Here is a 21,119-nt window from a genome sequence, read left to right on the forward strand (position 1 = left end):
TTCCTTCCCCACGGGATTATGATGACGCGAACGAATGGCTTTGCGAGTGGTAAAGAACGTAAATGGATGTCATAAGCATCATTATGGCGGCGGGCAAATCGTCCGTTGACGTCGCGCTGTATACGCTGTTGCCGATCATGGTGATCATGCTGATTATCATGAAATATCTGGAGGTCCGCGGCATCCTCGATGTGATTGTACGCTGGGTTGCGCCATTGCTGAAGCCCTTCGGCTTAACCGGGATGAGCGCCTTCGCCCTGATCCAGATTAACTTTGTCAGCTTCGCCGCCCCGCTGGCCACGCTGTCGATTATGGACAAACGCGGCGTTTCTGACCGGCAAATGGCCGCCACCCTGGCCATGGTCTTCGCCATGGGGCAAGGCAACGTCTTTTATCCCCTCACCCCTTTCGGCCTGCACTGGCTGGCCTCGATCGTTATCTCAGTGGTCGGCGGCCTGTGCGCGGCGGCGGTCGCCTGGCACGTCACCGGACGGCGCCTATCGGTCGCCGAGAACCCTCGCGCGGAAGCGCTGCCCAACGCCGAGCAGAACAGTCAGGGCATTCTGGCGGTGATCAACAGCGCCGGCTCCGACGCCTGGCGCTCGGCGCGGTGCCGATGCTGATCCTGTCGTTAACCATCGTCGGACTGCTGCAGGGCGCTGGCGTCATCGACCTGCTGCAGCAGCTGCTGAAACCGGTGCTCGGCTGGCTGCATATTCCGCAGAACTTTGTGCTACCGGCGCTGGTGAAGTGCGTCGCCGGGGGCACCGCTTATTTTGGCGTCATTTCCGAGCTGATCCAGCAGGGCAAAGTCACCGTCAGCCAGGTCAACGCCTCGGCAGGCCTGCTGATCCAGACCTTCGATCTGCCCGGGATCGGTATTTTCCTCGGCATCAGCTCACGGTTTGTCCGCCTGTTTCGCTTCGTGGCTCCCGCGGCGATCGTCGGCATTCTGCTGCGCACCGTCCTGCACCTGATCCTCTTTTAACGCCTCCGCGCTGGCCTGCGCCTTCAGGCAGGCCACCACCGCCGCCTGCTCGCCGCAGGCGATATGCTCATCGACGCGGGCCAGCATCCACGGAAAGAAAGGATTGGAGGTGACGCGCATTAACGTCTCCAGCCCCACGCTCAGCGTCCCGGTCTCTCCGCGCAGTGAAATGGTGCCCAGACTAATGCCGTAGCGGTTCTTCTCGTCCGGCTCGCGACCATACAGCGAGTCGCTCAGGGGAAACGGCACTGCCACATGCGACAGGGAGTACATATCCGCCGGCCAGGCAAGGTGTAAGGGATAACGATGCTCTTCCCGCTCCTGCGCCAGCGTGGTACGGGCGATGGTCTGCAGCGTGTGCGCCGTCGCGTTGGTCACCACCGTCGTGGTATAGGCCCGCGGCGCCGGCGGCAACAGCGTATTCACCGCCGCATAGAGCGCGGGACGGAACAGGACCCGGAGATCCGCCGCCTGGTTTATGTCGAACACCACCAGCTCGCTGCCGTTGTCCGGCAGGTAGCGATACAGGGACTCCACCACCGCCCGGGTGCTGACGGTGGAATCCATTACCGACTGAAAGGTGAGGACCGGCGGCAGCGCTTTCAGCGCCCCCTGACGGGACGCGCGAATAATCTGCTGCTGCAGCGCCTGGCTCAACAGCCAGGACTGTCTCGCCGCTTTTACCGGAAACGAGTTGTACTTGAACGGATTAAACTCAGGCGCCACGTTCAGCCAGGCCGCGCGGGCAAACGCCGGGAAGATGGACGGCAGCCCGGCGAGACCGGCGAAACGGGCAAACGCCGTCACGCCGATCATCGGCGACAACAGGATAATCTGCTGCGGCTGGCGCAAGTGGCTGTCCTCCAGGCTATCGAGGGCATACTTGAGCGCCAGCGCGCCGCCGTTAGAGTAGCCGACCAGATGCAGCGGCACGTCCGCCCCGGCCAGGCGCGTCGCTTCCCGCACTGCCAAACGCGTTGCCGCCAGCCAGGTCTCCCAGTCAACGGCGGTTAACGCTCCCGGCGCGGTGCCGTGGCCCGGCAAACGCGGCGCCACCGCCACATAGCCCCGCTGCCGCCAGAGTTGCGCCAGATAGCGCACGCTGTAGGGCGAATCGGTCAGGCCATGGAGCAGCACCACGCTGCCGCGCGGCTTGCCCTGCGGCAACAGTATAAAAGAACGGTTCCAGTCCTGCGTAAACTGTCCCGGCCAGACGCGGCTGTGGCGATAAAAGCGGTTGACGGGGGTTTTATCTTCCTCCGGTAAAGCATCCGTCACCTCGCGCTGAAGATCGGCGAAAATGGTTTTCTCCCGCGCCAGATATTGGGCAAAGGTCGCCTGGTCGATCTCTTTGGCCGCCATCTCGTTGCCGCGCCAGGTATGCCAGCGATGCAGCGCCGGGCCGCGCTGCGACTCATAGATCCGTCCGGCGAGAAACACCACCAGCAGCGCCAGCACCGCAATGCTCCCTTTTTTCAGCAGTGAGCCGATAACGGCGCCCGACGTTCGCCAGTGTCGTAATAGATGCTTCATAACGCTCTCTCTGATATTTATTGCGTAGCCGAACGCGTTCTGCCCTATTCCTGACAGGCGCTTCTCACGGTCTGCTTTTCAGCATAGTCATCGCTTCCGGCAAATTAAACCCGGCAGATCATTCCCTGCCGGCGAAAAAAAACCTACCGCTGAGATCAACGTTTGGTCGCCTGTTTTTAAACACTGCATAAACCAGCGGGATAATCTTATTGTCAGATTTTTAAGAAACATGAATTATCGGCGGATGTGTCACCAGGAGAGGAAAAAAACAGATGGAGTGGTGGGTAAAAAAAGTCCAGGATAATTCTCCGTCCAGCCCCTGCCGCGTCGTGCTCCAGAGCGGCGCACTGGAGATGATCGCTGAGATTGAAGCCTGTCGCCTCCGCCTGCGGGAAGGGGATAAACTCACACCGCTGGCCGATGCGCGCTATTGTCTGAATAATAATCCGGCGCAGACATTGAAGATCCGCAACGCCAGCCATTATAGCAGCGCGCGCTGGGCAAACGCCGGTAAATAAATCGAGTCCGGCCCCTGTGCCGGTATTGATCTGAGTATCTTCGCAACTGACAGATAAATTCCCCTTCGCCCTTTTCCCGCTGTGACATACTATCGGGAATGTCAGCAGACCTGAAACAAGGAGCGAATCATGAATAACAAGGCCGCCAGTCTGACCCCGGAACAAGCGCTTGCCGAGCTGGAAGCGCGTTATGAAGCCTCGGTCACGGCGTTGCGCAAAGCCATCGGCGACTATATTGACCATCATACGCTCCCTGATACCGAAGCCCGCGCGGAAGGCCTTTTTGTCTATCCGCAGCTGTCGGTCTCCTGGGACGGCGCCGATCATAAAGCCCTTAAAACGCGCGCCTGGGGACGTTTCACCCATGCCGGGTGCTATACCACTACCATCACCAACCCGAAACTGTTCCGCCACTATTTGCTCGAACAGCTGACCCTGCTGTTTCAGGACTATGGCGCCCATATTAGCGTCGAGCTGTCACAGCATGAAATCCCCTACCCTTACGTGATAGACGGTTCCACCCTGACCCTTGACCGTTCGATGAGCGCCGGTCTGACGCGCTATTTCCCCACCACCGAGCTGTCGCAGATTGGCGATGAGACCGCGGACGGCCTGTTCCATCCTACCGAGTTCTATCCGCTGTCGCACTTTGACGCCCGGCGCGTCGATTTTTCGCTGGCGCGTCTGCGGCACTATACCGGCACCCCGGCGGAACACTTCCAGCCCTACGTGCTGTTCACCAATTATACCCGCTACGTGGATGAGTTTGTCAGCTGGGGCTGCAGCCAGATCCTCGATCCTGACAGCCCCTATATCGCCCTCTCCTGCGCCGGCGGGATCTGGATCACCGCCGAAACCGAAGCGCCGGAGCAGGCCATTTCCGATCTGGCGTGGAAGAAGCACCAGATGCCGGCCTGGCATCTGATCACCCACGACGGCAAAGGGATCACCCTGATTAACATTGGCGTCGGCCCGGCCAACGCCAAAACCATCTGCGACCACCTGGCGGTGCTGCGCCCGGATGTCTGGCTGATGATCGGCCACTGCGGCGGCCTGCGTGAAAGCCAGGCCATCGGCGACTATGTGCTGGCCCACGCCTATCTGCGCGACGACCATGTACTGGATGCGGTGCTACCGCCGGATATTCCCATCCCCAGCATTGCCGAAGTGCAGCGCGCCCTGTACGACGCCACCAAGCAGGTGAGCGGGATGCCGGGCGAGGAAGTGAAGCAGCGGCTGCGTACCGGGACGGTGGTCACCACCGACGACCGTAACTGGGAGCTGCGCTATTCCGCTTCCGCGCTGCGCTTTAATCTCAGCCGCGCGGTGGCTATCGATATGGAGAGCGCGACCATCGCCGCCCAGGGCTATCGCTTCCGCGTCCCCTACGGCACGCTGCTCTGCGTCTCGGACAAGCCGCTGCACGGTGAGATCAAGCTCCCCGGTCAGGCCAACCGCTTCTATGAGGGGGCCATCTCTGAGCATCTGCAGATCGGCATTCGGGCCATCGACCTGCTGCGCGCCGAGGGGGATCACATGCACTCGCGTAAGCTACGCACCTTCAACGAACCGCCGTTCCGCTAACCGGCGACGGGGGAAGAGAGAGGAAAACGCTGGCGTTCCCCGCAGGGGAGCGTCAGTGCCCGGGTGAGCGAAACAAACGTCCCGGCGGTGGCTGCGGATGTTGAGTCCGCAAGGAAACGGACAGACAGAAAAGCAAAAAGCCTGCTCGAAAGCAGGCTTTTTTAAATTTGGCTCCTCTGACTGGACTCGAACCAGTGACATACGGATTAACAGTCCGCCGTTCTACCGACTGAACTACAGAGGAATCGTGTGAACGGGGCGCATATTAACGATGACGCCGGACGCTGTAAAGCCTGTTTTTAATAAAATGAATCGTTTGCCGAATTATTCCTCACTTTGCGCAAAAAATGGCGTTTATCCGGCAAACGGATCAGGTATCCGGCGTTGAGGCCTTCACCCGCGGGTACTTCCACAGCCAGCGACCGCTCACCATGCGGAAGTAAAACAGCGCGCCGCGCACTGCCCAGTCGAGCACCATCCCTAACCAGACGCCGATCACGCCCATCCCCAGCACGATACCCAGCGTATAGCCCGCCACCACCCGGCAGCCCCACATGCCGAGCATCGACACCCACATGGTATAACGTACGTCACGGGCGCCTTTGAAGGCGCAGGGTAAAGTCCACGACAGCGACCAGATCGGCATAAACAGGGCGTTGAGCCACAGCAGCTGCTTCACCACCTCTTTTACGTCTTCTTCATGGGTATAGAACGAGGCGATAAAGCCCGCGAACGGGGCGCTGCCCCAGGCAATCAGCGTCAGAATAATGGTCGACAGCCAGAACACATGCCAGGCCTGGAATTCCGCCTGGCCAATCTGCCCTTTCCCCAGCCGCTTGCCGGTAATGATCGTCGAGGCGGAGCCGAGGGCGTTGCCCGGCAGGTTAATCAGCGAGGCCACCGAAAAAGCAATGAAATTGCCGGCGATAACGTTGGTGCCCATCCCGGCGACAAACATCTGGGTCAGCAGCTTACCGCCATTGAACAGAACCGATTCGATACTGGCCGGGATGCCGATCCCCATCACCTCCCAGATAATGGCGAAGTTAAAGGGTTTGAAGTAGCCCTTCAGCGACAGCCGCAGCGCGGGATTGAGGCCCACCATCAGCACCCAGATAGTGGCGATGGCGCCAATATAGCGGGCAATGGTCAGCCCGAGACCGGCGCCGACAAAGCCCAGCCCCGGCCAGGAGAAGAGGCCATAGATGAGCACGCTGCTGATTAGGATATTGAGGATGTTCATCCCGCCGTTGATCAACAGCGGGATTTTGGTGGTCCCGGCGCCGCGCAGCGCCCCGCTGCCGATTAGCGCAATCGCCGCCGCCGGATAGCTCAGCACCGTCAGCTCGAGATAGGTCAGCGCCAGGTCCTTCACCTGCGGGGTGGCATCGCCGGCGACAAAATTAATAATCTCCTGACCAAAAGCGTGGATCACTCCCGCCAGCACAATGGAAAACAGAGTCATAATGGCCAGCGACTGGCGCGCGGCCGCTCTCGCCCGCCGCCGATCTCGCTTGCCGAGGCTAAAGGCCACCACCACCGTGGTACCCAGATCGATAGCGGCAAAAAACGACATGATCACCATGTTAAAGCTATCGGCCAGGCCCACCCCGGCCATGGCCTCTTTGCCCAGCCAGCTGACAAGGAAGGTGCTCAACACCCCCATCAACAGCACACAGGCATTTTCCAGCAGAATGGGCACAGCGAGGGGGCTGATTTCGCGCCAGTACAGCACACGATAACGCTGACGTTTTTTAAACCAGGATGTCCGTTCGACGGCCTGGCGTACGGCGGAGGTGACGTTCAAGAGAGACCTTAGTGAGAGATGTTGAAACAACATTTCAAATGATGATCGAGAAATGGATATCCTGCAAAGTATTTTTCCGTAATCATTGTCGGAAATGACAACAAATTGTTGATGGAAGCGGCAGTTGCACCTGAACGGGCGAATTGATGTTTGACAAAAGATTTTTCGCCGCTAAGATACGACTCCACACGATTCCTCTGTAGTTCAGTCGGTAGAACGGCGGACTGTTAATCCGTATGTCACTGGTTCGAGTCCAGTCAGAGGAGCCAAATTTAAAAAGCCTGCTTTCGAGCAGGCTTTTTGCTTTCTTGCGTCTCTGGCGTTAACTCTGAATCGCACCCAGCCTGGCAAACACCTCATTGACAACGGCGTCAGGGCCGCCGCCCTACGCCCCAGGTATCCTCCATGAACGCGCCACCGCTCAGCCTGAAAAAGCGCCTGGCGGTAGGATGATTTTGCTGACGCTTGCGGGTGAGATAGCGTGAATGAATCACTCTGTCCCATGTCTTTTAAGGAGGCGCCATGAACCTCAGACAACAGCAGCAGCAGGCGTTCGATCGCAGCGGAGAACCTCTTATCGTCGGCGACGTCAATCACTGTCCACTGCCGCCGGAGACCCTCGCCGCGCTGGCTGCGGATTCACCCTATGTGGTGCAGGTATACGGTTCGGGGCTGACCGGCGAGGTTTACCGGCTGCGCATCGCCGGCAAGGAGTACAATTTAAAGAAACGACGCGCCGTCGCCGGCGTTGCCAACCTTAACGGGCAGCTGTCGTTTTTAAACGAGGTACAGCGCCGGCAGGCGCTGCAACGGCTGAAGGATGACCCAAATACCGCGCCGCGCTTCACCCACATCGTCCCGACGCTGTATGCCGATTATCGCCTCGGCATCCTCCTCTCCCCCTGGATCGATGGCGAGCCGATTCACCAGCTGACCCCGCCGCTGATCGCTCAGCTGTTCACCACGCTGGAAGCCTGTGAGGAGCAGGGGCTGATGGAGTGGGATCTCTGTAGCGGGAACCTGCTGGTGGACCGGGAGGAGCAGCTGTGGCTGTTCGATTTTGGCTATATGTATCCCTTCGACCCGCTGAGAGAATTCAACAGCAACGGTCTGGCCGATCCCCTGTTTCACTTTGTCGAGCGCTTTGAGACCCGCTTCTTTTTTAGCTGGCTGATGACCCGGGTGCCCGATGCCGAACAGCAGCTGGCGCAATATCGCGAGATGAAGCGGCTGGCGGTCGAAAGCTACCGGCGCAAGCTGGTCTGGCTTCGCGCCCGGCGGGCATCTCCGCAGGTGCAGGCTCATTTTCAGCAGATAACGGCGCGCTGGGAAACGGCGCTGGCGGACCCTGCCGCGCTGAGCCGGTTATTTGCCCTGGAGGCCTTCCGCTCACACGTGCTGGATATTGAAGACGACCTGCATGGCCAGTCCTGCACCTTGCTCACCCTGCAACGTATCGACTGGGTGATAGGCCAGCTGGAACAGCATTATGACTTTATCGCCGATCAGGGCGGCCTGTTTTATGACAACGCGGGGAAATCGCAGCAGGCGCTGCTCGGTGACTATGCGCAGAAGCGGCAGCAGGCGCAGGAGTACCTGCTGAATGCCGCCGCCGCAAAGGATTAACGGCGCTCGCGCCCCTGTTTCTGCTTCGCCTGATACATCAGGCGGTCGGCAGTGGCCACCAGCGCGTTGAGACTGGGGTGGCTGGCGGGATCGTACTCCACGCAGCCCCAGGAGAACGCCAGCTGCCAGGGGTGAGCCGCCTGCTGGTTGAAACGCGCCACGTTGTGGCTGAGCGTCTCCATCGCCGCCGCGGCATCGTGGCGGCTGGTATTGGCGAACAGAATAATAAACTCATCGCCCCCCTGCCTGGCGAGGATATCGGATTCACGGAAGGCGGCTTTCATCAAATCGGCGATGGCGATCAGCGCGCGATCGCCCTCTTCATGCCCCCAGGTATCGTTGATGTGCTTAAAGCGATCGAGGTCGACAAACGCCAGGCTGACCGGCTCATGACGGCGCTGGGCCGTCAGCAGGGCATACTCGGCCAGGGTGAGGAATCCCCGGCGGTTAAACAGTCCCGTCAGCTCATCAGAGGTTGCCGCATCCAGCACCTTGAACTCATCCTCCACGATCGCCGCCAGATCGCTTAAGATCTGCATTTCATGCGCGGAAAACGAACGCGGCTGATGGTCCATCAGGCAAAAAGACCCCACCGTCGCGCCATCCGGCAGCTGCACCGGGTACCCGGCGTAAAAGCGGATAAACGGCGCCTGGATCACCAGCGGGTTGTCGTGAAAACGCTCGTCCTGCTGCATGTCGTTAACGATAAGCGGGTCGGTTTGCAAAATGGTATGGGCGCAAAATGAAATGTCTCTCGGCACCGTGTCCACATCCAGACCGGCACAGGATTTGATATGCAGCAGATCTTCCCCTACCAGGCTGATGGACGCCACCGGCAGGTTATACAGCGAACGGGCAAGCCTGGTCAGGCGATCAAAGCGTTCTTCTTTTCCGCTATTCAACAGCCCGGAAGAGCGAAGCGATTGCAGGCGACGCTGCTCGTCGGGATGAAGTCCGGCTAATTTCATTGTCTCTCTCTTGTCTCTTGCGCAGAATTCCACCGGGCTTCCCGCGGGAAACCCGGCGTTTTATCCTGCCAGGGGAAAAATAGTCGTCAGGTATTCCATGAGTTAAGCAGATTTCCCCTGCTCGTCAACCGGCGCGCCCCGGCGACGGGCGGCCGGGGCGCTGGCGGAAGGCCATTGCGGCATTCCGCACGGCGAAAGGGAAGATCAGGCGCGGATAAACGCCAGCAGATCGGCGTTGATGGTATCGGCGTGGGAAGTGTGCATCCCGTGCGGGAAGCCAGGGTAAACGATCAGCTGGCTGTTGGGCAGCAGCTGGTCCTGCAGGATAGCGGCATTTTTATAGGGAACCACCTGATCGTCATCGCCCTGCATGACCAGCACCGGCAGCGTAATCGACTTAAGATCTTCGGTCTGATCCGTTTCTGAAAACGCCTTAATACCTTCATAATGGGCTTTGGCGCTGCCGATCATCCCCTGTCGCCACCAGTTCTGGATCGTCCCCTGCGACACCTCCGCTCCGTCACGATTAAAGCCATAGAACGGGCCAGAGGCGACGTCGAGATAGAACTGGGCGCGGTTAGCCGCCAGCGCTTTGCGGAAACCGTCAAACACCTCGATCGGCGTGCCGCCAGGATTCTGTTCGGTTTTGACCATCAGCGGCGGAACGGCGCTGATGAGCACCGCCTTCGCCACCCGCCCCTGCGGCTGGCCGTAGCGGGCCACGTAGCGGGCGACCTGGCCGCCGCCGGTGGAGTGCCCGACGTGGACCGCATTGTGCAGATCCAGATGCTCCACTACCGCCGAGACGTCTGCCGCATAATGGTCCATATCATGCCCCTCGCTGACCTGATCGGAGCGGCCATGGCCCCGGCGGTCGATGGCGATGACCCGAAAGCCTTCGGCAAGGAAAAACAACATCTGGTTATCCCAGTCGTCGGCGCTTAACGGCCAGCCGTGATGAAAAACAATCGGCTGAGCTTCCTTTGGACCCCAGTCTTTGAAGTAAATATTGACGCCGTCTTGGGTGGTGACAAATGCCATGTTACAGACTCCTCTTTCAGGATAACCAGCCTGCAGGCCCGTGCCTGGACTGAATGCCGACGGCGGCCGGCTGAGATGCCAGCCGCGCAGGAATGTGATGCCAGTAACAGTGTAGAAGAAATTTATCACCCCGCCGGACGACTTATCCCGTTTCGCTTGATCGGCTCGCCTGAACCCGGCAAGCGGCGGCTACTACGCCGCACTCTCCTGCTGGCGGATGCGCACAATCAGCGCGCCGAGCAGCGCCCAGTCCAGCAGCACGGCGAAGGCAAAGTTCACGCCGCCGCGTCCTGCCCCGGCGGTGTGCCAGGTCAGCAGCGTCGCCGCGATAGCGACAGCCACGCTCAGCGCCGTGGCGCCGCAGACGCGGCGACCCGACAGTGCCGCCCGTCCCGCGGCAACGCGCCAGGCGACAGCCGCCCCCGCGCTGCCGAACATCACGCCGGGGAGCAGCGACGGCCAGGCCTGGCCGCCATACCAGGCCACCAGCGCCAGCAGCCAGCCGGCCGCCGACACCAGGAAGGCCCAGCGCGTCGCCGTCAGGGGCGCCCGATAGAGCCAGGGCTGCGCGCGCGCGAATCCCCATCCGGCGCCGAAGGCCGCGATCAGGAGCGCCAGCAGACCCAGCGTGCCGCTCGCCCCGATAACGGGGGCCATGATGAACAGCAAGGCCCCGGCGGCGAAGACTACGCTGAGGGCGATGGCGCGGCCGCGCGGGTCGATGGTTCCCGCCGCGTTCGCGGCGGCATGGTGGTGTAAAACGTGCATATTCAGCTCCTGACACATTAAACGGCATGAAAATAACTCATGTCATCGTCTTTACATGCCCGTAGCCTATCGCCACTATACAGGGACACACAAACGCATAGTTTTCAGCCATAGATGAGAAAAACTCAGCCATGAGAACCCCCCGCCTGCCGCCGCTGGGCACCCTGCGCGCCTTTCACGCCGTCGCCCGCCAGCGTAGTTTTAAACTGGCCGCCGGAGCGCTCGGCGTCAGCGCGACGGCGGTCAGCCATCAGATTAAACTGCTGGAATCGGTCCTGGAGTGCCGGGTCTGTGAACGCAGCGCGCAGGGCGTCAGCCTGACCGCCGATGGCGAGATCCTCTACGCCGCTACCCAGCGCGCCTTCAGCGCCCTGGAGCAGGCCGTCGTCCAGATAGCCCAGGCCCGCCAGCCGCCATCCTTAACCGTCACCACCACCTCCAATTTTCTCACCCACTGGCTAGTGCCACGGCTGGCGGACTTCACCGCCCGCTTTCCGGCTATCGACCTGCGTCTGCACACCAGCGTCGAACGGGTGGATCTGCATCTGGGCACCGTGGACGCCGCGATTCGCTATCGCGAAATGCCCGAACCGGATCTGTGCTGTACCCTGCTGCATGAGGATCGCTTTATCGTGGTCGCCAGCCCGACGCTGGCCCTCAGCCGGCCTGACGATCTGGCGCAGGTGACGCTGTTTCACGTCGCCAACCGGCACGTACCGGCCGATTCGCCGAGCTGGGAGAACTGGCGTCGCCGCTATGGACCGCCGACGCTGAATATTGACGCGGGGTTAACCTTTAGCGATGAAACCCATGCCCTGCAGGCGGCGGTGGCCGGCCAGGGGGCGGTGATCGCCAGCGAACTGCTGGCGCGGGATCTGCTGCAGCGCGGGGTGTTATCCGCGCCATTCAGCGGCGCATTGCCGGGCGCCAGCTACTATCTGGTCACCACCGAAGCGGCAGCGCAGCGGGCGGATATTATCGCGCTGCGGGAGTGGCTGGTGGGTCAGATGGCCCTGGTCGACAGCGGCCAGCCGGCAGCGGGATAGCGGCCTTACCAGCCGCAAACGTTGGTCTCTTCGTCGGACTCATAGCCGCGGACGATATTGATCAGCTCCTTCACCGCATCGGCCGCGGTAAGCGGGTCGCGCAGCGCCGCCAGCGAGGAAAAGCTTTTATCGACCGAGACGCCGTTATTGTTATTGGTGACCGTCAGCACAAACTCCCCCTCTAAATTGTCGTCCGGCAGATCGCTCAGCAGCCCATTAACGGCCTCTACCGCCTGCTGCGGAATATACAAGACCATCGGTTTGAGGAATATTTTTTCTTGTTTCCGCTGAAGCCGGCCATTCTCTACCGCTAAGGTATAACCTTTATTTTCACTGTTCATAATTTTATCCCTCGATGAGAATTTTCGGATCAACATAGAAGTCGACATTAAATACCGTGTCCTCCGAGAGGGCCTCAATGCAGTGCCATTTTTCCGGCGGAAAAACGCCAAACTGGCCGGCTTCAATGGTCAGCGTTTCAACCGGTTCGGGGCTGGTTTCATCGGCATAGCCGAGATAGCGGATCGCCCCCTGCATCACCGACAGCCGGGGATAGACCCCCTGGCGGGTGCCAGCGTCCAGATGGCGGCGCCAGATAGAGGCCGGAGCGGTCTCCTTAGTCCACAGCGGCGTGCTGCGGGTATGAACGTAATGGGTGGGAATAATAATTCGCTGCATGATTGCGCCTCACTTTACCGTCGCAAAGGATACGGTCAGAAATAGCCTATATGATTCATATCATATACCTCTTTCAAAGGTGAAGGATATTATTTTCCTGGCGAATTTTATCTCTACTCCTTTTTATACCCCTCTGGGATTAGCGCTAAGAGAAAATAAAAAAGGCGATTCCAGCTTGCTGAAATCGCCCGGAATAATATCTTTAAGGGCCTTCATATTTCATTTAGCGCAGAGGACTCGGTTTGCCGATTAAATAGCCCTGCACCAGGTCGCAGCCCAGCGCCTGCAGCGAGGCCAACTGCTCTTCGGTCTCTACGCCTTCAGCCACAATGCGCATATGCAGGCTCTTTCCCATGCTGATAATCAGGCGCACGATATCCAGATCGTCTTTTTGCTCCGGAATATTGATAACAAACGAGCGGTCGATTTTGATTTTATCGAACGGGAAGTAGCTTAAACGCGACAACGAAGAATAGCCGGTACCAAAGTCATCGATGGAGATTTGAATGCCCTGCTCGCGCAGCTGGCTGAGAATTTCCAGCGAACGGGTGTTCTCATTGAACACATCCGACTCGGTGATCTCCAGATCCAGCCGTCGCGGGTCGAGGCCAGTCTGCTGTAATACGCTGATAATGGTGTCGGTCAGCGAGGTGTTCATCAGCTGAATCGGTGAAACGTTAACCGAGACCTTGAGCGGCGTCGCCCAGCTGGCCGCTTCGGCACAGGCGGTTTTCAGCACCCACTCGCCGAGGGCATTGATAAGGCCGATTTTCTCTGCCACCGGGATAAACACCGTCGGCGGCACGGCGCCGCGCACCGGATGGAACCAGCGAACCAGCGCTTCATAACCGTAGATTTCGCGCGTAACGGTATCGGCGATCGGCTGGTAGTAGACTTTGAATTCGTCATGGGCCAGGGCCTGCAGCAGATCGTCTTCAAACGATTTATTCTCCTGCAGACGCTGCAGCATTCCGGGCCGGAAGATTTGCACATGGCCGCTGCCCTCTTTTTTCGCCTCATACAGGGCGAGGTCGGCGCACTTGTACAGATAATCGGTCCGGCTTTCGCCATCAGAGATCACGATCCCGATGCAGGCGTCGATATTAATCTGCGCATCGTAGATCTGATAGGGCTGGCTGATCTTCTCCCGGATAACATTGGCCCGCTCAAGCGCCATCTCTTCGGTCAGATCGTAAGAGAGCATCGCGAACTCATCGCCGCCGAGACGATACAGCGTCTCTGAGGTTTTACGGAAAAAAGAGAGGCGGCTGGCCAGATCCTGCAGCAGCTTATCGCCGGCGTCATGGCCGAGGGTATCGTTTACATCCTTAAAGCTGTCGAGGTCGAAAAGCATCACCACGGCGCAGCCATTATAGGGGCGCACCTGATTGACGATCTCCTGCAGACGCTGCCAGAAAGAGAGACGGTTTGGCATACCGGTCAGCGAATCATGGTAGGCATCGTACTGCAGTCGACGGTTCTGCACCTGCAGCTTCTCTTTCGAGGCCTGCAGATCGTTGGCCAGGGTTTTCATACGAACGTGGGCGCGCCGCAGGTTATTATTCTGCCGCAGCATCAGCAGACCGAGGGAAATACACATGGCGATCAGCAGAATGGAGATCACCGAGTAGATATAATAGAGATGCTGAATTTTATCATGGGTGATATTAACGATGTTAATATCTTGCGTCAGCGTGGCGGCCGCCATTGAGGTCAGGGGGCCATCCAGCTCGCTTAACACCGGCAGGATCGCTTTAACCTGCGCCGGCGTCATGGTATCAACTTGTTTATCAAGCAAATGGAGATTGCGGATCAGCGTGGCGACCACCGCCTTCCGCTGTTCGCTTTTATTAATAAAGCGACCCAGATCGCCCTCCTGCAGGAGTTCGATCTGGCTCATCATGATCTCGAGGCGCAGGCGCACCTCATCGTGGTCCGCCCCTTCGGCCCCAATCGCCATTCCCGCCAGACGAGACTCCAGTCGCATATATTCCGATACCATCTGCGACATTGACCACGAGTCCGTATAGCGGGTAAATTTTTGTAACTCACTTTGTCGCTCATGCACCAGATAAGTAATATATCCAGTCACAATAAACAACGACAAAATAATAGCCGTGAGTATTCGATTCAAGATCCGACCCTTACTCTATTATAATCTTAGAAACTTGCCAGGCCGATCGGGAATAATAGATCTGGTTCTGTAATTCAGCGCTGCTGTCGTAAGGGTAGACGATAAATAACGGGCCTTTATCCCGAACGCGCATATATTGGCCGTTCATTTTTAACGCCATAATGACCGGGAATTTATAAAAATCGTCCATCGGGATAATGGTGGTGTAGTCGTTGAGCGCCAGCACGCGGACGGATTGACCTTTAGCGCCGACTAAATCCATGAGTTTATTAAGGGGAATGCCGTCAAAACGGACCTTGCCGGTGTACCAGGGGGTGGTGGTTTCCACCGTCTTCATGCCCAGCTTTTCCAGCATCGCGAGATCAAAAACCGCCTTGTCACCGACGTTCGTATTTCCGATTTTGCCGGAAATGGTCAGTACAGGTTTTCCTGTCGGCGCAGGCAGTTTTTCAGCATAAGCAGAAGGCAACATGACAGAACAAAATAAAACTGCAAGAAGTAGACGCATTTAACTCACCATTCCAGAGAAGGAGACATGTTAAGTGTAAACCATTTACGTCAATTCTTAAAAGGTGCTCCTCTTTGTTATCCGTTGATTTAATTAAAAGTATAAGCTTGCTGGCAAATTGCCAGAATGTTGAGTAAAGGGTGTGATTTCGCCCGCCTTTCCGGTCGCTTATTTTTGCACCAGCTCGCCGCTTAGCAGGCAAACTACTTTCCTCCACGGCCGCTGCGCGGTAGTCTCAGTGCAGACGCTACGCGAAAAGCGTCTCATTCCAATAACAACGAATTACGTGACTGACAGGACAGGGTATGGATTCAACAATAAGCGTGCAGCCCGGCGAGGCGCCGGATTCGCTCCATCGGGCCCGGCGGGCGGCATGGGGCAGCTTTGCCGGCGCCGTGGTCGACTGGTACGATTTTCTTCTCTATGGCATTACCGCCGCGCTGGTGTTCAACCGCGAATTTTTCCCGCAAATCAGCCCGGCGATGGGCACCCTTGCCGCGTTTGCCACCTTCGGCGTCGGGTTTCTTTTTCGCCCGCTGGGCGGGATTATCTTTGGCCACTTCGGCGACCGTCTCGGGCGCAAGCGGATGCTGATGATGACCGTCTGGATGATGGGTATCGCCACCGCCTGCATCGGCCTGCTCCCCTCATTCAGCCAGATCGGCTGGTGGGCGCCGGTGCTGCTGGTGTTCCTGCGGGCGGTTCAGGGCTTTGCCGTCGGCGGCGAATGGGGCGGCGCGGCGCTGCTCTCGGTGGAGAACGCGCCGAAGGGAAAAAAGCCTTTTACAGCAGCGGGGTGCAGGTGGGCTACGGCGTCGGCCTGCTGCTCTCCACCGGGCTGGTATCGCTGATCAGCAGCCTGACCACCGACGAGCAGTTCCTCAGCTGGGGCTGGCGCTTACCCTTCCTGTTCAGCGTGGCGCTGGTTCTGATTGCGCTGTGGATCCGTAACGGTATGGCCGAATCGCAGGAGTTTGAAGCCCAGCAGAGCCAGGCCAACGCGCCGCAGGTGAAAAAGCGACTGCCGGTGGTGGAAGCCCTGCTTCGCCATCCCGGGGCGTTTTTACTGATTATTGCCCTGCGGTTGTGCGAACTGCTGACCATGTACATCGTCACCGCCTTCGCCCTCAACTACTCGACGCAAAACCTCGGCCTGCCGCGCGAGCTGTTCCTCAACATCGGCCTGCTGGTGGGCGGCCTCAGCTGTCTGACTATCCCCTGCTTCGCCTGGCTGGCAGACCGCTTTGGCCGTCGGCGGATCTATATTACCGGGGCGCTGATCGGCACGCTGAGCGGTTTTCCGTTCTTTATGGCGCTGGAGAGTCAGTCCGTTTTCTGGATCCTGTTCTTCGCCCTGATGCTGGCCAATATCGCCCATGATATGGTGGTCTGCGTCCAGCAGCCGATGTTTACCGAGCTGTTCGGCGCCAGCTATCGCTACAGCGGCGCCGGCGTCGGCTACCAGGTGGCGAGCGTGGTCGGCGGCGGCTTTACGCCCTTTATCGCCGCGGCGCTGGTCACCTTCTCCGGGGGCTCCTGGCACAGCGTGGCCCTCTATCTGACCGCGGGTTGCCTGCTGTCAGCGCTCACCGCGCTGCTGATGAAAAAGCATACCGTCGACTGACCAGCTTTCGGAGGGCGCGACCCGCGCCCTCCGGTAAGGAGAACGCATGTCTCTGTTGCCCCTGGCCGACTGCTGGCCACGCCGCTTTACCCCCGCCTCGCTGGCGCTGCAGTTTTGCGAGGACCCCACCCAGGCGGAACAACCGCTGTTTGCCAAAGCCGGCGCCGGCGAGGCCGTCGCCCAGCTCTGGCAGGCGCCGCAGGGATTCGTGGTGCCGGGGAGCTATCGTCAGTTTGCGGACCTGCCGGCGGTCAGCGCGCGTTTTGCCGCGCGGGGCTGGCCGGTATGGCTCCGCCGCTCCGGGGGCGGTCTGGTGCCCCAGGGGCCGGGGATTATCAACCTCAGCCTCGCCTGGCCGGTGCAGCAGCCGCTCGGCGAGGCCGCCGAACCCATCTATCACTCCCTGTGCGCTGTGCTGCAGCGCACCCTCGCGCGCTTCGGCGTTGCCAGCCACGCCCGGGCGGTGAGCGGTTCCTTTTGCGATGGCCGGTATAACCTCGCCTGCGGAGAGGGAGAGGAGGCGCGCAAGATTGTCGGTACCGCCCAGTACTGGCGGCCGCAGACGGCGAGCGGCGGCCATGTGGTGCTGGCCCATGCGGTGATCCTTATTGACGCCGACCTTAGCGCGGCGCATCAGGCGGCGAACGCCTTCGAAGCGCAGCTCGGCAGCGGGCGGGTCTACCGCGCCGACAAAACCGTCACCCTGGCGCAGTTGCTTCCCGGCGAGCGCCATCTGCTCCCCCGCTTCAGCGAGGCGCTGGCCCGGGAGCTGGACGCGGCTCGCTGAAGGTCGCTTTCAGGTAGCGGCTAAAGGTCTCCACCGCGCGCGACACCCGCGGAGTATAGGGCCGGATGACGTACAGCCGATCGGCGAACACCTCCACCGGCTGCCACGCCGGCAGCAGCTCCTGCACCAGCCCGCGGCCGATAGCCTCCCGGGCGCTAAAATCCGGCAGCAGCGCCACCCCCAACCCCGCCAGCACCGCATCGCGCAGCGACTCGCTGTTGTTGGTGGCGAACGGCCCCTGCACGTTGATGGTCACCCGCTCATCGGGCGTCTGGCGGGAGGCGAACGTCCACTGCGGGCGCTGGGGCCCACGGGGATAGGTCAGGCACTGGTGTTGACGCAGATCGTCAGGCGTCTCCGGGCGGCCATGGCGGCGAATATAGTCGGCGGATGCGACGATCAGCGTGGCCGTGTGGCACAGCGGCCAGGCGACGTGGGTGTCCGGGAGCGCCTCGCGCCGACAGTGGCGGATGGCGAGGTCGAACCCTTCGCTGCCGAGAGAGACCAGCCGGTCGGTCACCTCCAGCTGCAGATGCAGCTGGGGATGCTGATGCAAAAAGGGCGCGATCGCCGGCACCAGCTGCTGACGGGAAAAGGCCACCGGCGCGGTCAGGCGCAACGTCCCCCGCAGCGGTCCGCCCTCATCGCAGGCGCCGGTGAAAATATCCCGCAGCTGGCCAAACGGCTCACTGAGCTCCGCCACCAGCCGTAGCCCGTCGTCGCTGAGGCTGACGCTGCGAGTGGTGCGATGGACCAGCGTTTTACCGGTCACCCGCTCCAGCTCGCTGATTTTCTGGCTGATGGCCGACTTGCTGATCCCCAGCTTTTCCGCGGCCCGGGTATAGCTTTTCTGCTCTTCCAGCACCGTCAGCCAGTAGAGATGGGCCCAGTAACTCTCCGGACGACTCTCGCTCATATTGATTGTTCACCAGTAAAAACAATGTATTCAACTATAGCGGTTTTTGCCCGCGACGGCATCGGCTAGCATCCATATCAGACAGCGATTATTCCCTAACGATAAGGACCACCTGCATGCCATTACTGACATTTGACCTGATTGAAGGCCGTACGGAACAGGAGATCAGAACCCTGCTGGATGCCGCTCATCGCGCCGTGCTGCGCGCCTTCGAGGTACCGGAACGCGACCGCTACCAGATTGTTCACGAAAACAAAGCCCACCATATGGTGATTGAAGACACCGGCCTCGGACTGACCCGCACGCGGGATCAGGTGGTGGTGCGGGTCTATACCAGCCCGCGCAGCGACGCGCAGAAGCAGCGTTTCTTCGCCATTCTGCAGGAGGAGCTGGCGGAGCACTGCGGCCTGAGCGGGGATGATGTGCTGGTGTCGATTATCAGCAACCAGAAAGGCGACTGGAGTTTTGGCCGCGGGGTCGCGCAGTATCTTACCGGCGATCTCTAACCCGCCGCCGGGAGGGCGCTGTCAGCGGCGGCCTGCCGCCGCGATGCGCTGGCGCGCCTGCTGTTCGATATTTTCCAGCAGTTCCTGGACATCGTCTTCGTCAATGTCGAGGAACTGGCCTTCCAGCAGGGCGGCGTGAATATCTTCCCGGGTAACCGAAATGCCCAGCGGCACCGCACGGGATTTGACCTCCTCCGCCGCCAGCGGATGGGGGTAGCGGCGGCCAACCAGATTGTTAAACACGATGGCCAGCAGCGCCAGCATCAGCGAGTTGAGCAGCACCGGCGTCAGCACAAAGTGATAGCCTTCGCTGTGCACCCCGGCGCCGCCGAGGATCGCCGTCAGGGCCACCGCGCCGCCGGGAGGATGCAGGCAGCGCAGAAAATACATCCCGGCGATGGCCAGCGCCGCCGCCAGCCCGCAGGCCAGCGCCGGGTCGGGCACCAGCATACCCACCGTGACGCCGATCAGCGCCGACAGCACATTGCCGCCGACAATCGACCACGGTTGCGCCAGCGGACTGCTCGGCACGCCAAACAGGAGTACCGCCGATGCGCCCATGGGGGCAATAAACCACAGGTTGACTTCGCCGAGCAGCCAGTGGCTGAACATGCTGGTCACCGCCAGCCCGGTACCGGCGCCGATGGAGCCCAGCACAATATGCCGACGAGCCACCGGCAGCGCGTGCGGCTTCAGCCGCCCAAGGAAAATCCGCAGCCGTGAAAACAGGCCTGCGGGAATAACACTCAACATCGCTTTATCGCTCAGATCATAGGAGTTACTTATATTTTATTTTCTTTTTTTAACCTTACATTAACAACCCTGTATTTAGCAGGGGATCGCGCGGGCGGCGATTTCCGGGCGGCGCAGGGCTGTGAATTCTCGCCCGGGCTGATAGAATCCCTTTTCTGTCAGGGGGATACCCCTTTTGCGAACTGAAGGTCATAACCCAGTGAATAATAAAATCTCTTTAGCGAAAGAAGTGGCATGGGCCAGCCAGAATATGCCGCGTACCCTGCGTCAGGTCGCCGCCCTGCCCGACCTCAGCGGCGTCCGCCTTGCCTGCTGTATGCACCTCGACATGAAAATGATCCCGCTGGTGCAGGGGATCCTCGACAAGGGCGCTCAGGTCTTTTTAACCACCTGTAACCCCACCACCGTGCAGGACGACGTGGTGGCCTGGCTGGTGGAGCGCGGCGCCGAGGCCTGCGCCTGGCGCAATATGAGCGATGCCGACTGGCAACAGTCATGGGAAAAAGCGATCGCCTGGCAGCCCACTCACCTGTGCGAAATGGGGGCCGATATCACCACCCTCCTTCACCAGCGCGGCGAGTTCGGCAACATCGTGGCGGGTCTGGAAGCCACCGGCTCCGGCGTCAATCGACTGGGGGATATTCAGCCCGGCTATCCGATCTTTAACTGGGACGATCTGCCGGTCAAAGAGGGGCTGCATAACCGCCATATGGTCGGACTCACCGCCTGGCACACCTTCTTCCAGACCACTCATCTCACCCTGCATGAGAAAAAAGTGCTGGTGATCGGCTACGGCCTGGTTGGCCAGGGCGTCGCGGCGGCGGCAAAAGCCTTTGGCGGCCAGGTGATGGTGGCGGAGATCGATCCTGCCCGTCGGCTGCAGGCGGCCTATGACGGCTGGCACGTGGTCGATCTCCAGGAGGCTATCGCCTCGGCGGACGTGGTAGCCACCGCGACAGGCGGTAAAAACGTGGTTAATCGCCAGGCGCTGGACCGGGCGAAAGCGGGCGTGTTTATCCTTAACGTCGGCCACGTGGCGGAAGAGATCGACGGCGAGTACCTGCGCCAGTACCCTCAGGAAGAGGTGATGCCGTATATCAACGCCTACCGCATGGCTGACAAAACCGTCTACCTGATGGCCAATGGCTCGATGCTCAACCTGACCGCCGGCTTCGGCGACAGCCTTAACGCCTTTGACGTCACCCTGGCGGTGATGGCCAGCGGTATCGGCCATATTGTCAGCGACGGTATGCGCGCCCCGGCGCAGGTTTACCTGCTGCCGCAGGCGGTCTGGCAGCAGGCGCTGTAAACCCGGCGCACCGTCCCCCATCCTC

19 protein-coding genes, 2 tRNA genes and 2 pseudogenes are annotated in these 21,119 nt (G+C 60.0%); 11 read left to right on the top strand and 12 right to left on the bottom strand.

Annotation, left to right across the window (positions count from 1 at the left end):
• The first annotated feature begins 62 nt into the window (after positions 1 to 62).
• Positions 63 to 988: pseudogene (locus ABLV04_RS06240) on the top strand (nucleoside recognition domain-containing protein).
• On the opposite strand, the gene ABLV04_RS06245 reads toward ABLV04_RS06240, so the two are convergent.
• Positions 899 to 2,521, bottom strand: a complete 1,623-nt coding sequence (locus ABLV04_RS06245) for an alpha/beta hydrolase (protein ID WP_060590218.1) — start codon at positions 2,519 to 2,521, stop codon at positions 899 to 901. The pseudogene ABLV04_RS06240 and the gene ABLV04_RS06245 overlap by 90 nt on opposite strands.
• A 272-nt stretch (positions 2,522 to 2,793) precedes the next feature.
• Here ABLV04_RS06245 and pmrD point away from each other — a divergent pair, with 272 nt between their 5' ends.
• Complete coding sequence (pmrD, locus tag ABLV04_RS06250; protein WP_023290305.1) at positions 2,794 to 3,039, top strand: signal transduction protein PmrD; 246 nt, start codon at positions 2,794 to 2,796, stop codon at positions 3,037 to 3,039.
• 129 nt (positions 3,040 to 3,168) lie between these two features.
• Entirely contained in the window at positions 3,169 to 4,623 is a 1,455-nt protein-coding gene (locus tag ABLV04_RS06255; RefSeq protein WP_147733329.1) for an AMP nucleosidase, read from the top strand.
• Positions 4,624 to 4,791: 168 nt separating this feature from the next.
• Here ABLV04_RS06255 and ABLV04_RS06260 read toward each other — a convergent pair.
• Positions 4,792 to 4,867: transfer RNA gene (locus ABLV04_RS06260), tRNA-Asn, on the bottom strand.
• Positions 4,868 to 4,993: 126 nt separating this feature from the next.
• Entirely contained in the window at positions 4,994 to 6,430 is a 1,437-nt protein-coding gene (locus ABLV04_RS06265; RefSeq protein WP_023290315.1) for an EmmdR/YeeO family multidrug/toxin efflux MATE transporter, read from the bottom strand.
• A 193-nt stretch (positions 6,431 to 6,623) separates the two neighbouring features.
• Between ABLV04_RS06265 and ABLV04_RS06270 the strand changes: the two genes are divergently transcribed.
• Together ABLV04_RS06270 and ABLV04_RS06275 are read left to right on the top strand one after the other, a co-directional pair.
• Positions 6,624 to 6,699 (top strand) — tRNA-Asn (locus tag ABLV04_RS06270).
• Positions 6,700 to 6,952: 253 nt separating this feature from the next.
• A complete protein-coding gene (locus ABLV04_RS06275) occupies positions 6,953 to 8,056 on the top strand; it encodes an AarF/UbiB family protein (RefSeq protein WP_023290316.1) in 1,104 nt (367 codons plus the stop codon).
• Here the strand turns inward: ABLV04_RS06275 and ABLV04_RS06280 are convergent.
• From ABLV04_RS06280 to ABLV04_RS06290, 3 genes are all read right to left on the bottom strand, one after another.
• The gene (locus ABLV04_RS06280) at positions 8,053 to 9,024 is read right to left on the bottom strand and encodes a sensor domain-containing diguanylate cyclase (RefSeq protein ID WP_023290317.1); all 972 of its coding nucleotides are present in this window, start codon (positions 9,022 to 9,024) and stop codon (positions 8,053 to 8,055) included. The two genes, ABLV04_RS06275 and ABLV04_RS06280, sit on opposite strands and share 4 nt — an antisense overlap.
• A gap of 204 nt (positions 9,025 to 9,228) precedes the next feature.
• Positions 9,229 to 10,065 carry an alpha/beta hydrolase gene (locus ABLV04_RS06285; protein WP_023290318.1) on the bottom strand — a complete coding sequence of 279 codons (837 nt, stop codon included), beginning with the start codon at positions 10,063 to 10,065 and terminating at the stop codon, positions 9,229 to 9,231.
• A gap of 192 nt (positions 10,066 to 10,257) precedes the next feature.
• On the bottom strand, positions 10,258 to 10,833 hold the full coding sequence (locus tag ABLV04_RS06290) for a hypothetical protein (RefSeq protein ID WP_348815487.1): 576 nt from the start codon (positions 10,831 to 10,833) through the stop codon (positions 10,258 to 10,260).
• 131 nt (positions 10,834 to 10,964) lie between these two features.
• On the opposite strand from ABLV04_RS06290, the gene ABLV04_RS06295 reads away from it, so the two are divergent.
• Positions 10,965 to 11,879: a LysR substrate-binding domain-containing protein gene (locus ABLV04_RS06295; RefSeq protein ID WP_064154372.1), complete on the top strand. Its 915-nt coding sequence runs from the start codon at positions 10,965 to 10,967 to the stop codon at positions 11,877 to 11,879.
• Between the two features lie 5 nt (positions 11,880 to 11,884).
• Here ABLV04_RS06295 and ABLV04_RS06300 read toward each other — a convergent pair whose 3' ends face one another.
• Both ABLV04_RS06300 and ABLV04_RS06305 read right to left on the bottom strand, forming a co-directional pair.
• Complete coding sequence (locus tag ABLV04_RS06300) at positions 11,885 to 12,220, bottom strand: DUF1869 domain-containing protein (RefSeq protein ID WP_043520610.1); 336 nt, start codon at positions 12,218 to 12,220, stop codon at positions 11,885 to 11,887.
• Between the two features lie 4 nt (positions 12,221 to 12,224).
• Positions 12,225 to 12,557: a DUF1971 domain-containing protein gene (locus ABLV04_RS06305; RefSeq protein WP_002911866.1), complete on the bottom strand. Its 333-nt coding sequence runs from the start codon at positions 12,555 to 12,557 to the stop codon at positions 12,225 to 12,227.
• Here ABLV04_RS06305 and ABLV04_RS06310 point away from each other — a divergent pair.
• A complete protein-coding gene (locus ABLV04_RS06310; protein ID WP_060590509.1) occupies positions 12,556 to 12,810 on the top strand; it encodes a hypothetical protein in 255 nt (84 codons plus the stop codon). The two genes, ABLV04_RS06305 and ABLV04_RS06310, sit on opposite strands and share 2 nt — an antisense overlap.
• Here ABLV04_RS06310 and ABLV04_RS06315 read toward each other — a convergent pair.
• Positions 12,781 to 14,691: an EAL domain-containing protein gene (locus ABLV04_RS06315; protein WP_032428929.1), complete on the bottom strand. Its 1,911-nt coding sequence runs from the start codon at positions 14,689 to 14,691 to the stop codon at positions 12,781 to 12,783. The two genes, ABLV04_RS06310 and ABLV04_RS06315, sit on opposite strands and share 30 nt — an antisense overlap.
• Positions 14,692 to 14,701: 10 nt before the next feature.
• Positions 14,702 to 15,163 carry a molybdopterin-dependent oxidoreductase gene (locus ABLV04_RS06320; RefSeq protein WP_023290323.1) on the bottom strand — a complete coding sequence of 154 codons (462 nt, stop codon included), beginning with the start codon at positions 15,161 to 15,163 and terminating at the stop codon, positions 14,702 to 14,704.
• 341 nt (positions 15,164 to 15,504) lie between these two features.
• On the opposite strand from ABLV04_RS06320, the pseudogene shiA reads away from it, so the two are divergent.
• Positions 15,505 to 16,823 (top strand): annotated as a pseudogene (shiA, locus tag ABLV04_RS06325) (shikimate transporter).
• A gap of 46 nt (positions 16,824 to 16,869) precedes the next feature.
• Complete coding sequence (locus ABLV04_RS06330) at positions 16,870 to 17,610, top strand: lipoate--protein ligase A (protein WP_032453426.1); 741 nt, start codon at positions 16,870 to 16,872, stop codon at positions 17,608 to 17,610.
• Here ABLV04_RS06330 and ABLV04_RS06335 read toward each other — a convergent pair.
• Positions 17,570 to 18,526, bottom strand: coding sequence for a LysR family transcriptional regulator (locus ABLV04_RS06335; protein ID WP_048297844.1), 957 nt, complete (start codon positions 18,524 to 18,526; stop codon positions 17,570 to 17,572). The two genes, ABLV04_RS06330 and ABLV04_RS06335, sit on opposite strands and share 41 nt — an antisense overlap.
• Before the next feature lie 116 nt (positions 18,527 to 18,642).
• Here ABLV04_RS06335 and ABLV04_RS06340 point away from each other — a divergent pair, with 116 nt between their 5' ends.
• Positions 18,643 to 19,032, top strand: a complete 390-nt coding sequence (locus tag ABLV04_RS06340; protein WP_348815489.1) for a tautomerase family protein — start codon at positions 18,643 to 18,645, stop codon at positions 19,030 to 19,032.
• Between the two features lie 21 nt (positions 19,033 to 19,053).
• Here ABLV04_RS06340 and ABLV04_RS06345 read toward each other — a convergent pair whose 3' ends face one another.
• Positions 19,054 to 19,785 carry an HPP family protein gene (locus ABLV04_RS06345; protein WP_023290328.1) on the bottom strand — a complete coding sequence of 244 codons (732 nt, stop codon included), beginning with the start codon at positions 19,783 to 19,785 and terminating at the stop codon, positions 19,054 to 19,056.
• Positions 19,786 to 19,984: 199 nt separating this feature from the next.
• Between ABLV04_RS06345 and ABLV04_RS06350 the strand changes: the two genes are divergently transcribed.
• A complete protein-coding gene (locus tag ABLV04_RS06350) occupies positions 19,985 to 21,094 on the top strand; it encodes an adenosylhomocysteinase (protein ID WP_004203536.1) in 1,110 nt (369 codons plus the stop codon).
• Positions 21,095 to 21,119 lie beyond the last annotated feature (25 nt).

This window comes from Klebsiella sp. JN_Kp127 (genome assembly GCF_040062505.1).
Taxonomy (GTDB): domain Bacteria; phylum Pseudomonadota; class Gammaproteobacteria; order Enterobacterales; family Enterobacteriaceae; genus Klebsiella; species Klebsiella quasipneumoniae.